This window comes from Streptomyces sp. NPDC090077 (assembly GCF_044747545.1).
GTDB lineage: Bacteria > Actinomycetota > Actinomycetes > Streptomycetales > Streptomycetaceae > Streptomyces.
This window is the reverse complement of sequence record NZ_JBIVEG010000025.1, coordinates 51,719-65,855: the sequence shown is the minus strand read 5'-3', so window position 1 is coordinate 65,855 and position 14,137 is coordinate 51,719. Positions and strand designations below refer to the sequence as shown.

Below are 14,137 nucleotides of genomic sequence, written 5' to 3'. Positions count from 1 at the left end.
TCCCGAAACGGCCGGGCCGAAAGTCCCGCGGGGCCCCGTCCGTAGACTGGACCCGTGAGTGAGCAGCAGCCCGAGAGCCACGACGGCGACCGCGACCGTCCCTTCGACGAGTTCGACCAGATCGTGGCGGAAGAGTCCGACCGCGACCCCGACCTGGCGGTGATCGAGGCCGGCAGCCGTACCTTGCGCGCCCAGGCCGGGCCGCCCTCGGGCGACCCCGTGCCGTCCCGCCCCGAGGACCCGGAGGTGGCGAAGGCGCTGCAGGAGGTGGAGCAGGAGCTCGCCACCCGCTGGGGCGAGACCAAGCTGGAGCCCTCCGTCAGCCGGATCGCCGCGCTGATGGACGTGCTGGGCGAGCCGCAGCACGCGTACCCGTCCATCCACGTCACCGGCACCAACGGCAAGACCAGCACCGCACGCATGATCGAGGCCCTGCTGAACGCCTTCGACCTGCGCACCGGCCGCTACACCAGCCCGCACGTCCAGTCGGTGACCGAGCGGATCAGCCTGGACGGGGCGCCGATCAGCGCCGAGCGCTTCATCGAGACGTACCACGACGTGAAGCCGTACGTGGAGATGGTCGACGCCGCCGAGGAGTACCGGCTGTCCTTCTTCGAGGTGCTCACCGGCATGGCGTACGCGGCCTTCGCGGACGCGCCGGTCGACGCGGCCGTCGTCGAGGTCGGCATGGGCGGCAGCTGGGACGCCACCAACGTGATCGACGGGACGGTCGCGGTGATCACCCCGATCAGCCTGGACCACACGGACCGGCTCGGCTCCACGCCCGGCGAGATCGCCCAGGAGAAGGGCGGCATCATCAAGCAGGACGCCACCGTGATCCTGGCGCAGCAGCCGGTGGACGCGGCGCAGGTACTGCTCAAGAAGGCCGTCGAGGTCGACGCGACCGTGGCCCGCGAGGGCATGGAGTTCGGCGTCGTCTCCCGCGAGGTGGCGGTCGGCGGCCAGATGCTGACCCTGCGCGGGATGGGCGGCGAGTACGACGGCATCTTCCTGCCGCTGTACGGCGCCCACATGGCGCACAACGCGGCGGTCGCGCTGGCCGCCGTCGAGGCCTTCTTCGGCGTCGGCGGGGAGCACGCGCGGGAGCTGGACGCGGACACGGTGCGGCAGGCCTTCGCCTCGGTGACCTCGCCGGGCCGCATGGAGGTCGTGCGCCGCAGCCCGACGGTGATCCTGGACGCCGCGCACAACCCGGCGGGGGCACAGGTGACCGCGGAGGCGGTCACCGAGGCCTTCGGCTTCAGCCGGCTGATCGGTGTCGTGGCCGCGAGCGAGGGCAAGGACGTCAAGGGCGTCTTCGAGGCCTTCGAGCCGATCTTCGCGGAGGTCGTGGTCACCGAGAACACCAGCCACCGGGCCATGGGCGCCGACGAGCTGGCGGCGATCGCGGTCGAGGTCTTCGGGCCGGACCGGGTGCAGGTGGAGCCCCGCCTGGACGACGCGCTGGAGGCGGCCGTCACCCTTGCGGAGGAAGAGGCCGAATACGGAGGGGCCGGCGTCCTGGTGACCGGTTCCGTGATCACGGTGGGCGAGGCCCGCCTGCTGTTCAAGAAGGGCTGAGGAATCGATGCGCACGCTCTGCGCGAGCACGCTGATCGGTGAATTCTTCATCGTCGGCTTCGCGGGCCTGGTGGCCATGAAGAACCCGGACCTGACCCAGGCCCAGGTGTGGACGGTCTGCGGTGTGACGATGCTGGTGTCGGTGCTGCTGTGCGGGATGCTGTCGCGTCCGGGCGCGGTGCAGATCGGCTGGGCGCTGCAGATCGGGCTGATCGCGAGCGGCTTCGTGGTCCCGACGATGTTCTTCCTCGGCGCGGTCTTCGCGGGCCTGTGGTGGTGCTCGGTGCACTACGGCCGGAAGATCGACGCGATCAAGGCCAGCTGGGCCGCCCGTCAGGCGGAAGCCGCAGCTCCTGACGCTGCGTGACGGTTCACCGTTTCGGCCCTGTAGATTCGTCGCACCGCACCCTTTTGCCGCAAGGAGTTACCACATGACCCAGCGCACGCTCGTCATCCTCAAGCCCGACGCCGTACGCCGCGGGCTGGTCGGCGAGATCATCGGCCGCATCGAGCGGAAGGCCGGCTGGACCATTCCGGCGATGGAGCTGCGCACGCTGGACGCGGAGACCCTGGAGGCCCACTACGGCGAGCACAAGGGCAAGCCCTTCTACGAGCCCCTGATGGGCTTCATGGCGAGCGGCCCGGTCGTCGTCCTGGTCGTGGAAGGGGAACGCGCGATCGAGGGCGTCCGCCAGCTGGCCGGACCCACCGACCCGATCGCCGCGGCGCCCGGCTCCATCCGGGGGGACTTCGGCACCATCGTGCGCGAGAACCTGATCCACGCCTCGGATTCCGAGGAGTCCGCGGAGCGCGAGCTGAAGCTCTTCTTCCCGGCCCTCTGAGCGTAGCGGAGCATTCCCGAGCGCGCTTTCCTGACGAGACATCAGCCAAATAGCGCTCATGACCTGGGGCGACCGAAGTAATTTCGGTCGCCCTTCGGTATTCCCGGAGTCGCGCGGGAACGCATGGCAAGGACACGACGTCACCACTAAGGGGGCGGGTTGCCCGTCCGGCGCCATCGCCGGAGTCCCGTCGCGCGGTACCGGTACTCGCGGCCTTACGATGGGGCCTCCACCCACACACCCACCTCGCCGACCTGACAGCAGCCGCTATCAACTGGAAGGCCAGACGCTCCTCATGGGGAACAAGGGGAACAACATGTCGTTCATCGGCCGTGACATGGCGATCGACCTCGGGACCGCCAACACGCTGGTGTACGTGAGGGGCCGGGGAATCGTTCTGAACGAGCCGTCCGTGGTCGCCATCAACACGAACACCGGTGGAATCCTGGCGGTCGGCTCCGAGGCGAAGAAGATGATCGGGCGCACGCCCGGCAACATCGTCGCCGTACGGCCCCTCAAGGACGGCGTGATCGCCGACTTCGAGATCACCGAGCGCATGCTCCGGTACTTCATCCTCAAGATCCACAAGCGCCGCTACCTGGCGCGCCCGCGCGTCGTGGTCTGCGTGCCCTCCGGCATCACCGGAGTGGAGCGGCGCGCCGTCATCGAGGCGTCCACGCAGGCCGGCGCCCGCCAGGTGCACATCATCGAGGAGCCCATGGCCGCCGCCATCGGCTCGGGCCTGCCCGTCCACGAGGCCACCGGCAACATGGTCGTGGACATCGGCGGCGGCACCACCGAGGTCGCCGTCATCTCCCTCGGCGGAATCGTCACGGCGCAGTCCATCCGTGTGGCCGGCGACGAGCTGGACAACGCGATCATCCAGCACATCAAGAAGGAGTACTCGCTCCTCCTCGGCGAACGCACCGCCGAGCAGATCAAGATCACCATCGGTTCGGCGTACGACCTCGACAAGGACGAGCACACCGAGATCCGCGGCCGCGACCTGGTCTCCGGCCTCCCGAAGACCGTCGTCATCTCGGCGGCCGAGGTGCGCAAGGCCATCGAGGAGCCGGTCAACTCCATCGTCGACGCCGTCAAGACCACCCTCGACAAGTGCCCGCCGGAACTCTCCGGCGACATCATGGACCGCGGCATCGTCCTCACCGGCGGCGGCGCCCTGCTCCGCGGCCTCGACGAGCGGCTGCGCCGCGAGACGGGCATGCCCATCCACATTGCCGAGGACCCCCTCGACTCCGTGGCCCTCGGCTCCGGCAAGTGCGTCGAGGAGTTCGAAGCCCTCCAGCAGGTCCTGGACGCCCAGCCCCGGCGGTGACCAAAACCCCTCCAACGGGGCAAGCGGAACACAAGGATCCGCCGTACGGGTGCTACCGCGCCCGTGCGGCGGATCGTTGATATACAGGCACAGTCCGGTGCAGCCCCGGCTCCGCCGGAGCGGCTCCGCCGCACGGGTTTTCTACGAGGAAGGCACGGCCGCCGCACGTGAGGGACACACGAGAGAGCCGGCTGCTCCTGGTGCTGCTGATCGCCATCGCGTTCGCATTGATCACGGTGGACATCAGAGCGGGCGAGGAGTCACCGGTGGACGGTGCCCGCAAGGCCGCCGCAGCGGTCTTCGGCCCGGTCGAGAAGGGCGTGGCGACCGCGGTGGACCCGGTCGCCAACGCCATAGGGGCCGTACGCGACTCCGACGAGCGCCACAACCGCATCACCCGGCTGGAGCGCGAGAACGCCCTCCTGAAGACCAGGATGGGCAGCGACGAGCGGGCCAAGAGCCGCATCCGCGAACTCGACGAGATGCTCAAGCGGGCCGGCGCCGGACAGTACGGCATCAAGGGCGCCGAGGTCATCGCCATAGGAGCGGCCCAGGGCTTCTCCTGGACCGTCACCATCGACGCCGGCAGCAAGGACGGCATCGAACGCGACATGACCGTCCTCAACGGCGACGGACTCGTCGGCCGCGTCACCACCGTCGGCCCCGACACCTCCACCGTCCTCCTCGCCAGCGACCCCGACTTCACCGTCGGCACCCGTCTGGAGCAGAGCGGCGAACTCGGTTTCGCCACCGGCCAGGGCGACCGCCCCCTGTCCGTCCAGATGCTCAACGGCCGCGCCCGGGTCAGCCCCGGCGACCGCCTGGTCACCTTCGGCTCCCGCGCCAACAAGCCCTTCGTGCCCGGCGTCCCCCTCGGCGAGGTCGTCCGCGTCGACGCCTCCAACGGCGGCCTCACCCGCACCATCCACGTCCGCCCCTTCGTCGGCTTCTCCCGCCTCGACATCGTCGGTGTGGTCGTCATGCCGCCCCGCGAAGACCCGCGCGACACCGTCCTGCCCCCCAAGCCCGAACCCCCCAAGCCCACGCCGACGGTCACCGTCACGGTCACGCCCTCCCCGAGCGTCTCCGGCCGGCCCGCGGACGAGGAGGAACGCTGAGCCATGCGCTTCAACCGGATCCTGCTCTCCGCCACCCTCGTCGTGGTCGCCCTCGTCCTCCAGGTCACCATCCTGGGAAGGCTCCAGCTCCCCGGCGCCGTCCCCGACCTGATGCTGCTGACCGTCGTCTCCCTCTCCCTGGTGTACGGACCCACCTCCGGAGCCCTCATCGGCTTCGGCGCCGGACTCCTCGCCGACCTCGCCCCGCCCGCCGACCACGCCGCCGGCCGCTACGCCCTCGTGCTGTGCACCATCGGCTACCTGGTCGGCCTCGCCCGCCCCGACAGCGGCCGGTTCCGCTCCGCCTGGGGCCCCATGCTGACCGTCCTTGCCGCGGCCGCCGGATCGATCATGCTCTACGTCGGGGTCGGCGCCCTCGTCGGCGACACCGCCGAACGCCACGTGGGCCTCGGCGGACTCCTGTTCACCGCCGTCCTCTACGACCTCCTGCTCGCCCCCTTCACCGTGCCGTGGATCATGGCCCTGGCCCGCCGCGCCGAGAACGACCCCATGGCCGTCGAAGCCAACGGGGGCCCGCCGCAGGGAGCCGACGTGTCCACCGGCTGGCTCGCCGGTGGCACCGGCCTCCGGATCGGCAGCCAGCGCGGCGGCCTCAGGCTGCGCACCGCCCGCGGCCGCGCCAACCGCGCCGTCCGGATAAGGGGCGTCAAAGGCGTGAAGAACGTCAAGAAGCTGTGACGGGGGAGCACCAGGCATGACCAACATTCCCGAGACCGGCCGCACCCCCCGGGTGCAGATCCGGCTCGTCATCATCCAGATCCTCGTCTTCTCCCTGCTCGCCACCCTCGGCGGCCGGCTCTGGTACCTCCAGATCCGCAACGGCCACGAGTACGCCGACGAGGCCCGCAGCAACCACGTCCAGCGCGTGGTGCAACCCGCCGTCCGCGGCGATGTCCTCGACGCCCGCGGCGTCCCCCTCGCCGACAACGAGACCCGCCTCGTCGTCTCCGCCTCCCGCACCGAACTCATGCGGATAAAGGACCGGGGCAAGGCCGTCCTGACCCGCCTCGCCGGAGTCCTGGACATGAAGCCGCAGGACGTCATGGACAAGATCCGGCTCTGCGACTCCCAGACCCCCAAGCCCTGCTGGAACGGCTCCCCCTACCAGCCCATCCCGGTCACCATGGAGGCCACCACCCAGCAGGCCCTCCAGATCCGCGAACGCCCCGAGGACTTCCCCGGCATCACCGCCGAACCCACCGCCGTACGCCGCTACCCGGCCGTCGGCGGCGGCCGCACCGCCCAGGTCCTCGGCTACCTCTCGCCCGTCACCGACGACGAGATCCAGAAGGCCAAGGACACCGACTCGCCCCACCTGCGCTCCGACCAGGTCGGCCGCTCCGGCATCGAGCGCACGTACGACAAGGAGCTGCGCGGCAAGGCACAGGTGACCTCCTACGAGGTCGACAACCTCGGCCGCGTCATGGGCGAGACCAAGTCCGACCCCGGCGTCGCCGGATCCACCCTCGTCACCAGCATCGACGCCCGCGTCCAGGCCGTCGCCGAATACGAGCTCGCCGAGGCGATGAAGGTCGTCCGCAACGAGACCGACAACATCACCGGCCGCAAGTACGAAGCCGACTCCGGCGCCGTCGTCGTCATGGAGACCAAGACCGGCCGCGTCGTCGCCATGGCCTCCCAGCCCGACTACGACCCCAACGTCTGGGTCGGCGGGATCTCCGGCAAGGACTACGCCAAGTTCACCAGCAAGGACTCCAACTACCCCCTGCTCAACCGGGCCATCCAGGGCCAGGCCCCCGCCGGCTCCATCTTCAAGGTCGTCTCCGCGAGCGCCGCCGTCCGCGCCGGCTACGCCTTCGACGACAAGTACAACTGCAGCGCCTCCTACAACATGGGCGGCCGCAGCTTCGCGAACTTCGAGTCCAAGGGCCACGGCCCCATCACCCTCGGCGAAGCCCTCAAGTTCTCCTGCAACACCGTCTTCTACGCCCTCGGCCACAAGGAATGGCAGCGCGACGGCGGCCTCGAACCCAAGAACCCGCACGACTGGTTCTACAAGACCGCCCGCGAGTTCGGACTCGGCTCCGAGACCCACATCGACCTGCCCAACGAGGTCACCGGCCGCATCCCCGACCGCCACTGGAAGCAGAGCTTCTGGGAGGCCAACAAGGACTCCTGGTGCAAGCAGGGCAAGAAGGGCGGCACCTACGTCGAGCAGATCGCCTACGAGAGCTGCCTCGAAGGCAACCAGCTCAAGGCCTACGACAGCATCAACTTCGCCATCGGCCAGGGCGACGTCCTCGTCACCCCCATCCAGATGGCCACCGCCTACGCCGCCATCAGCAACGGCGGCACCCTCTACAACCCCACCGTCGGCAAGGCCGTCGTCAGCCCCCAGGGCCGGATCGAGGAGATCAAGCCCCAGGCCCACGGCAAGCTCCCCGTCGACGCCAAGACCATCAGCGACCTCGACAAGGGCCTGCGCATGGTCGTCGAACCCGGCGGCACCGCCGCCTGGCGCTTCATCGGCTGGCCCCTGGACAAGATCCCGCTGCGCGCCAAGACCGGCACCGCCCAGGTCTACGGCAAGCAGACCACCTCGTGGCTCGCGACCTACAGCGACGACTTCACCATCGTGATGACGATCTCCCAGGGCGGCACCGGCTCCGGCGCCTCCGGCCCCGCCGTCCGCAACATCTACAACGCGATGTACGGGCTCACCATGGACGGCAAGGAGACCGGCAAGGCCCTCCTGCCCAGGCCGCAGACCCAGCTGCCCACCGTCCACCCCGACGGCACCATCGACTCCCCCGAGATCAAGCCGTACGTGCCCCCGTCCCCGGAGGAGCTGGCGCCGCCCGCGCTCGCCGGCCCGCCGCCCCTGCGGCATGACTGAGACGTGATGATGCAGACCGCCAACAACTTCTCCGTATCCCGGTACGCGCCCCAGAAGGGCACGCTCGCCCGGCTGACGGCGCGCGACTCGGTCCTGCGCCGGCTCGACTGGCCGATACTGCTGTCGGCGCTCGCCCTGTCCCTGACCGGCGCCCTGCTGGTGTGGTCCGCCACCCGCCACCGGGACACCCTCAACCAGGGCGACCCGCAGTACTTCCTGTGGCGCCACCTGCTCAACACCGGCATCGGCCTCGTCCTGATGATCGCGACGGTCCTCCTCGGCCACCGCAACCTGCGCGGCGCCGTCCCGGTCCTCTACGGCCTCTCGCTCCTCCTCGTCACCGCCGTGCTCACCCCGCTCGGCGCCACCATCAACGGCGCCCACGCCTGGATCGTCATCGGCGGCGGCTTCTCGCTCCAGCCCTCGGAATTCGTGAAGGTCACGATCATCCTGGTGATGGCGATGCTGCTGGCGGCCCGGGTCGACGCGGGCGACCTCGTACACCCCGAACACCGCACCGTGGTCAAGGCCCTCTGCCTGGCCGCCGCCCCCATGGGCATCGTCATGCTGATGCCCGACCTCGGATCCGTCATGGTGATGGTCGTCATCGTGCTCGGCGTCCTGCTGGCCTCCGGCGCCTCCAACCGCTGGGTCCTCGGCCTGATGGGCACCGGCGCGGCCGGAGCCGTCCTCATCTGGCAGCTCGGCGTCCTCGACCAGTACCAGATCAACCGCTTCGCCGCCTTCGCCAACCCCGAGCTCGACCCCTCCGGCGCCGGCTACAACACCAACCAGGCCCGCATCGCCATCGGCGGCGGCGGCCTGACCGGATCCGGCCTCTTCAAGGGCCCCCAGACCACCGGACAGTTCGTCCCCGAACAGCAGACCGACTTCGTGTTCACCGTCGCGGGCGAGGAACTCGGCTTCGTCGGCGGCATCCTCATCCTCGGCCTCCTCGGCGTCGTCCTCTGGCGCGCCTGCATGATCGCCCGCGCCACCACCGAGCTGTACGGCACCATCGTGGCCGCCGGAATCATCGCCTGGTTCGCCTTCCAGGCCTTCGAGAACATCGGGATGAACCTCGGCATCATGCCCGTCGCCGGCCTGCCCCTGCCCTTCGTCTCCTACGGAGGCTCGTCGATGTTCGCCGTCTGGGTGGCCGTCGGACTACTCCAGTCGATCAAGGTGCAACGGCCCCTGTCCGCCTGAACCCGGCCCTGGTGCCGCCCCACAAGGGCGGCACCAGGCCACCATCCGGCACAACCGCGCCGAATCCGCCGCGCGCCCCCGCGCCGCGGACCGTTCAGGACTAGATTCGATCCATGGCGGACACGAAGCGCGAGATCGAGCGGAAATTCGAGTTCACGAAGCCCAAGGCGGAGCGGCGCGGGGTCCCCGACCTCACCGGCACGGCCGGCATCGCCGCCGTGACCGACCAGGGCACCGCCGACCTCGACGCCGTCTACTACGACACCCCCGACCAGCGGCTCGCCGCCGACGGCATCACCCTGCGCCGCCGCACCGGCGGCCACGACGCCGGCTGGCACCTCAAACTCCCCGTCGCCCCCGGCATCCGCGACGAGATCACCGCCGCCCTCGGCGACACCGTGCCCGCCCCGCTCGCCGCCCTCGTCCGCTCCCGCGTCCGCGACGCCCGACTCGAACCGCAGGTCCGGCTGCTCTCCTCCCGCAAGGTCAGCCACCTCCTCGACGCCGACGGCAGCCTCCTCGCCGAACTCAGCACCGACGCGGTCACCGCCGAACACCAGGACACCACCGCCACCTGGACCGAGGTCGAGGTCGAACTCGCCGACGACACCGACCCCGCCCTCCTCGACGCCGTCGAGACCGTCTTCGCGAAAGCCGGACTCAAGGTCTCCGACGCCCCCTCCAAACTCGCCCGCGCCCTCGCCGAAACCGGCGCCGAACCCCCCGCCCGCCCCGCCCCCGACCCGGCCGCCGAAGGCACCGCAGGCGCCCACGTCCTCGCGTACCTGCGCGAACAGGTCGACGCCCTGGTCGCCTACGACCCCGCCGTACGGCGCGGCCAGCCCGACTCCGTCCACCAGATGCGCGTGGCCGCCCGCCGCCTGCGCAGCGCCTTCAAGACCTACCGCAAGGTCCTCGACCGCCAGGTCACCGACCCCCTCGGCGAGGAACTGCGCCGGCTCGGCGCGGAACTCGGCGCCGACCGCGACCGGGAGGTCCTCCACGACCACCTGCGGACCGCCCTCGCCGACCTCCCCCGCACCCTCCTCGCCGGACCCGTCCGCGGACGCCTGCGCACCTGGAACAACGCCCGCCGCTCCACTGCCCGCCGCCTCGCCCTCGGAGCCCTCGACAGTCCCCGCCACCTCGCCCTCCTCGACGCCCTCGAAGCCCTCCTCGCCGACCCGCCGCTGCTGCCCGGCGCCGCGAAGCCCGCCACCGGCGCCCTGCCCAAGGCGATGCTCCGCGACTACGGCAGGCTCGCCTCCCGCATCGACCACGCCCTCGCCCTGACCCCCGGCGAAGGGGCCGACCACGCCCTGCACGACGCCCGCAAGGCCGCCAAACGCGCCCGCTACGCCGGCGAGGCCGCCGAAGCCGCCCTCGGCAGGCCCGCCAAGGACTTCGCCAAGGCCATGAAATCCGTCCAGACCCTGCTCGGCGAACACCAGGACAGCGTGGTCGCCCGCACCGCCCTGCGCGACCTGGCCCACCAGGCCCACGGCTCCGGCGAGCCCTCCTTCACCTGGGGCCTGCTCCACGGCCGCGAAGAAGCACGGGCCGAACGCATCGAACGCGAGCTCCCGGACACCTGGGCCCGCGCCGCCGACCCCCGGCTGCGGGCCGCCCTGAAGTGATCACGTGGGCAGGGGCCACCCGGCCCTCAAGGTACGCTTGAGAGTCGCCCCCTGCCCGCTTCACGAAAGTCGCGTGATGTCCGAGTCGGTCTTCCCACAGCTCGAAGCTCTGCTCCCGCATGTGCAGAAGCCCATCCAGTACGTCGGTGGTGAGCTCAATTCCACCGTGAAGCCGTGGGAGTCCTGTGACGTCCGCTGGGCGCTCATGTACCCGGACGCCTACGAGGTCGGCCTGCCCAACCAGGGCGTCATGATCCTCTACGAAGTGCTGAACGAGCGCGAGGGCGTCCTCGCCGAGCGCACGTACTCGGTGTGGCCGGACCTGGAAGCCCTGATGCGCGAGCACCAGGTGCCCCAGTTCACCGTGGACAGCCACCGCCCCGTCTCGGCCTTCGACGTGTTCGGCCTGTCCTTCTCCACGGAGCTGGGCTACACGAACATGCTCACGGCCCTGGACCTCGCGGGCATCCCGCTGGAGGCGAAGAACCGCACCGTCGACCACCCCATCGTCCTCGCGGGCGGCCACGCGGCCTTCAACCCCGAGCCGATCGCGGAGTTCATCGACTGCGCGGTCATCGGCGACGGCGAGCAGGCCGTCCTCGACATGACCGAGATCATCCGCACCTGGAAGGCCGAGGGCCGCCCGGGCGGACGCGAAGAGGTCCTGCTGCGCCTCGCGAAGACCGGCAACGTCTACGTGCCGGGCTTCTACGACGTCGAGTACCTGGAGGACGGCCGCATCGGCCGTGTCGTCCCGAACCGCTCCGGTGTTCCGTGGCGCGTCTCCAAGCACACCGTCATGGACCTCGACGAGTGGCCCTACCCCAAGCAGCCCCTGGTCCCGCTCGCCGAGACCGTCCACGAGCGCATGTCCGTGGAGATCTTCCGCGGCTGCACCCGCGGATGCCGTTTCTGCCAGGCCGGCATGATCACGCGCCCCGTGCGGGAGCGAAGCATCACCGGCATCGGCGAAATGGTCGAGAAGGGCCTCAAGGCGACGGGCTTCGAGGAGGTCGGCCTGCTCTCCCTGTCCTCCGCGGACCACACGGAGATCGCCGACATCGCCAAGGGCCTGGCGGACCGCTACACGGACGACAAGGTGGGCCTGTCCCTCCCGTCGACCCGCGTGGACGCGTTCAACGTGGACCTGGCGAACGAGCTGACCCGCAACGGCCGCCGGTCGGGCCTGACCTTCGCCCCCGAGGGCGGCTCCGAGCGCATGCGCAAGGTCATCAACAAGATGGTCTCGGAAGAGGACCTGATCCGCACCGTCGCCACCGCGTACGGCAACGGCTGGCGCCAGGTGAAGCTGTACTTCATGTGCGGCCTGCCGACCGAGACCGACGAGGACGTCCTCCAGATCGGCGACATGGCGGTCAACGTCATCGCCAAGGGCCGCGAGGTCTCCGGCCAGAACGACATCCGCTGCACCGTCTCCATCGGCGGCTTCGTCCCCAAGCCGCACACCCCGTTCCAGTGGGCGCCGCAGCTCTCGGCCGAGGAGACGGACGCCCGCCTCGGCAAGCTCCGCGACAAGATCCGCGGCGACAAGAAGTACGGCCGCTCCATCGGCTTCCGCTACCACGACGGCAAGCCGGGCATCGTCGAGGGCCTCCTCTCGCGCGGCGACCGCCGCATCGGCGACGTCATCCGCGCGGTCTACGAGGACGGCGGCCGCTTCGACGGCTGGCGCGAGCACTTCTCGTACGACCGCTGGATGCAGGCCGCGGAGAAGACCCTGCCGGCGTACGGCGTGGACGTGGCCTGGTACACGACCCGCGAGCGCACGTACGAGGAGGTCCTGCCCTGGGACCACCTGGACTCGGGCCTGGACAAGGACTGGCTCTGGGAGGACTGGCAGGACGCCCTCGACGAGACCGAGGTCGACGACTGCCGCTGGACGCCGTGCTTCGACTGCGGCGTGTGTCCTGCGCTCCAGACCGAGATCCAGATCGGACCGACGGGCAAGAAGCTGCTCCCGCTGAGCGTGGTGGGCGGTAGCCCCAAGTCGTGACGTCGAGTGAATGCCCCTGTCGCCAGGCGGGGGCATTCACTGTTTTCCGAGCCCGGCCGCAAAACCGTCCCTGGTGATCACGAGCCGTCGGCGTGCGTCCTCGGGTATGACGAGCTGCGTATGGACCTCTGGGGCGCGGACCTTCCGGACCTTGGTCCTCGTGACCTTGCAGGTGATGCCCGCGCGGACCAGGTCCTTGGCCATTCCCTCGATTCCGTGCTCGGCCCAGGAATCGCGAAAGGTATGGCCCGTCCGCGTCAGAAGCCACTGGCCGTCGACATACTCCCGGACTTGCACGGGTTCGTCCCCGAGCGCGGACAGGACCTCTTCCATGACCCGGCTGTAGACGACCCGAGGGTCGGGCGCTCCCCGCCCGCCTCCCCGGCACGCGCGGCACCGAAGGTATTCATAGGTCCTGGAGGCCGATCTGGTCCGTTGCGCGACCATGTTGGTGCCGCAATCGGAACAGACGAGGACGCCCAGGAACCTGGTGGCCCCGTCCGGCCGGCGGGTCGGCTGGGACGTGCCGCGCCGGTCGAGGGCGGTTTGCAGCTCTTGGAACTGCTCTGCAGTGAAGATTCCGTCAGCGACGCGGATCGGATGGCCGTCCCTTCCGAGTACCGGCTTCGAACGGCGGACGCCGCCCTTCTTGTCCTCTTCCACCCGGTACCCGAGGAGGGCCGGGTTGCGGAGCCTGCGAAGGAGCGTGCTGGTGGTGAGCCCCGGGCCGCAGACACCGGCGCGCACCAGCACCCGTGCCAGACGTTGGGCCGAGGCGCCGCTCAGGATCCTGTCCCGGCACCAGCGCAGCGCGCGCTGTGCGCGCTCGTCGATGGTGAGGACGCACTTGCCTTCTGAGTCCCGCGTGGTGGTGTAGCCGTACGCGGGTTTGCCGACGAGCCACGTACTCTGCGTCTTCGCGTGGCTCCAGAGGCCGGCGACCCGGGTGCCGGTGCAGGCCGCCTCGACCTCGGCGGCACTGCTGACGATCTCGGCAAGTGCCTTCCCCGCTTCTGTGGTCAGGTCGACCGGGTCATTCTTCGATACCAGATTTTTTCCGTACTCCAAGCACCAGGTGATCATCGTGGTCAAGTCGGCGACTTTTCTCACCAGGCGGTCCATCTTCCAGAACAACAGCACGTCGAATTCGGGAATCCTGTCCCGGAGCCAAGGGCCCAGTTGTGGACGCCGCCAGGGCGGCACCTTCGTCGCGGAGACGTTCAGGTCGCGGGCTACCCCCACGACCCGGTATCCCCGCTCCCGGGCGAGCAGGCGAAGGTCGAGTTCCTGGCGTACGGGCGAGGTGGTGGTTTCGGTGAGCACCGACAACCGTACGGACAACAGGGCCCTGGGTGCGTCGGTGGGCAGCGCGAGTGCATCTCTTTGCAACTCGGCGAGAAGGTCCTTTTCCGCGGCGGTCCACGTGTAGACCGTTTGGCGTGTGCTCATATGAGGGAGGCTAGGGATTCCGGGGCGGTGGCACAGGGGATTGGAAACAGTTGCTCGAATCTGTCGACCTCTG

The 14,137-nt window shown here is 69.8% G+C and carries 11 protein-coding genes; 10 read left to right on the top strand and 1 reads right to left on the bottom strand.

All coding sequences use genetic code 11. The features are described 5' to 3' along the window. Positions 1–54: 54 nt before the first annotated feature. The 10 genes from ACIPW5_RS30850 (at position 55) to ACIPW5_RS30805 (ending at position 12,615) form a co-directional block, all read left to right on the top strand. Complete coding sequence (locus tag ACIPW5_RS30850; protein ID WP_401251876.1) at positions 55–1,581, top strand: bifunctional folylpolyglutamate synthase/dihydrofolate synthase; 1,527 nt, start codon at positions 55–57, stop codon at positions 1,579–1,581. A gap of 7 nt (positions 1,582–1,588) precedes the next feature. Further along, positions 1,589–1,948 carry a DUF4233 domain-containing protein gene (locus tag ACIPW5_RS30845; protein WP_401251874.1) on the top strand — a complete coding sequence of 120 codons (360 nt, stop codon included), beginning with the start codon at positions 1,589–1,591 and terminating at the stop codon, positions 1,946–1,948. Positions 1,949–2,012: 64 nt separating this feature from the next. Further along, positions 2,013–2,423, top strand: coding sequence for a nucleoside-diphosphate kinase (gene ndk, locus ACIPW5_RS30840; protein WP_125821114.1), 411 nt, complete (start codon positions 2,013–2,015; stop codon positions 2,421–2,423). Between the two features lie 316 nt (positions 2,424–2,739). Beyond that, positions 2,740–3,759 carry a rod shape-determining protein gene (locus ACIPW5_RS30835; protein WP_030008578.1) on the top strand — a complete coding sequence of 340 codons (1,020 nt, stop codon included), beginning with the start codon at positions 2,740–2,742 and terminating at the stop codon, positions 3,757–3,759. A 167-nt stretch (positions 3,760–3,926) separates the two neighbouring features. Next, on the top strand, positions 3,927–4,877 hold the full coding sequence (gene mreC / locus ACIPW5_RS30830; protein ID WP_401251872.1) for a rod shape-determining protein MreC: 951 nt from the start codon (positions 3,927–3,929) through the stop codon (positions 4,875–4,877). A gap of 3 nt (positions 4,878–4,880) precedes the next feature. Then, a complete protein-coding gene (mreD, locus tag ACIPW5_RS30825) occupies positions 4,881–5,576 on the top strand; it encodes a rod shape-determining protein MreD (RefSeq protein WP_401251869.1) in 696 nt (231 codons plus the stop codon). A gap of 16 nt (positions 5,577–5,592) precedes the next feature. Next, the gene (gene mrdA, locus ACIPW5_RS30820; protein ID WP_401251866.1) at positions 5,593–7,755 is read left to right on the top strand and encodes a penicillin-binding protein 2; all 2,163 of its coding nucleotides are present in this window, start codon (positions 5,593–5,595) and stop codon (positions 7,753–7,755) included. Positions 7,756–7,764: 9 nt separating this feature from the next. After that, entirely contained in the window at positions 7,765–8,964 is a 1,200-nt protein-coding gene (rodA, locus tag ACIPW5_RS30815) for a rod shape-determining protein RodA (protein ID WP_401251976.1), read from the top strand. 113 nt (positions 8,965–9,077) lie between these two features. Continuing rightward, positions 9,078–10,601: a CHAD domain-containing protein gene (locus tag ACIPW5_RS30810; protein WP_401251863.1), complete on the top strand. Its 1,524-nt coding sequence runs from the start codon at positions 9,078–9,080 to the stop codon at positions 10,599–10,601. Positions 10,602–10,677: 76 nt separating this feature from the next. Further along, on the top strand, positions 10,678–12,615 hold the full coding sequence (locus ACIPW5_RS30805) for a TIGR03960 family B12-binding radical SAM protein (protein WP_401251860.1): 1,938 nt from the start codon (positions 10,678–10,680) through the stop codon (positions 12,613–12,615). Between the two features lie 36 nt (positions 12,616–12,651). On the opposite strand, the gene ACIPW5_RS30800 is transcribed toward ACIPW5_RS30805, so the two are convergent. Further along, positions 12,652–14,064: a recombinase family protein gene (locus ACIPW5_RS30800; protein ID WP_401251857.1), complete on the bottom strand. Its 1,413-nt coding sequence runs from the start codon at positions 14,062–14,064 to the stop codon at positions 12,652–12,654. Between the last annotated feature and the right edge of the window lie 73 nt (positions 14,065–14,137).

Coding starts and splice junctions, on each gene's coding strand:
- ACIPW5_RS30845 (WP_401251874.1), top strand. CDS start 1,589: ATGCGCACGCTCTGCGCGAGCACGCTGATCGGTGAATTCTTCATCGTC.
- ndk (WP_125821114.1), top strand. CDS start 2,013: ATGACCCAGCGCACGCTCGTCATCCTCAAGCCCGACGCCGTACGCCGC.
- ACIPW5_RS30835 (WP_030008578.1), top strand. CDS start 2,740: ATGTCGTTCATCGGCCGTGACATGGCGATCGACCTCGGGACCGCCAAC.
- mreD (WP_401251869.1), top strand. CDS start 4,881: ATGCGCTTCAACCGGATCCTGCTCTCCGCCACCCTCGTCGTGGTCGCC.
- mrdA (WP_401251866.1), top strand. CDS start 5,593: ATGACCAACATTCCCGAGACCGGCCGCACCCCCCGGGTGCAGATCCGG.
- rodA (WP_401251976.1), top strand. CDS start 7,765: ATGCAGACCGCCAACAACTTCTCCGTATCCCGGTACGCGCCCCAGAAG.
- ACIPW5_RS30810 (WP_401251863.1), top strand. CDS start 9,078: ATGGCGGACACGAAGCGCGAGATCGAGCGGAAATTCGAGTTCACGAAG.
- ACIPW5_RS30805 (WP_401251860.1), top strand. CDS start 10,678: ATGTCCGAGTCGGTCTTCCCACAGCTCGAAGCTCTGCTCCCGCATGTG.
- ACIPW5_RS30800 (WP_401251857.1), bottom strand. CDS start 14,064: ATGAGCACACGCCAAACGGTCTACACGTGGACCGCCGCGGAAAAGGAC.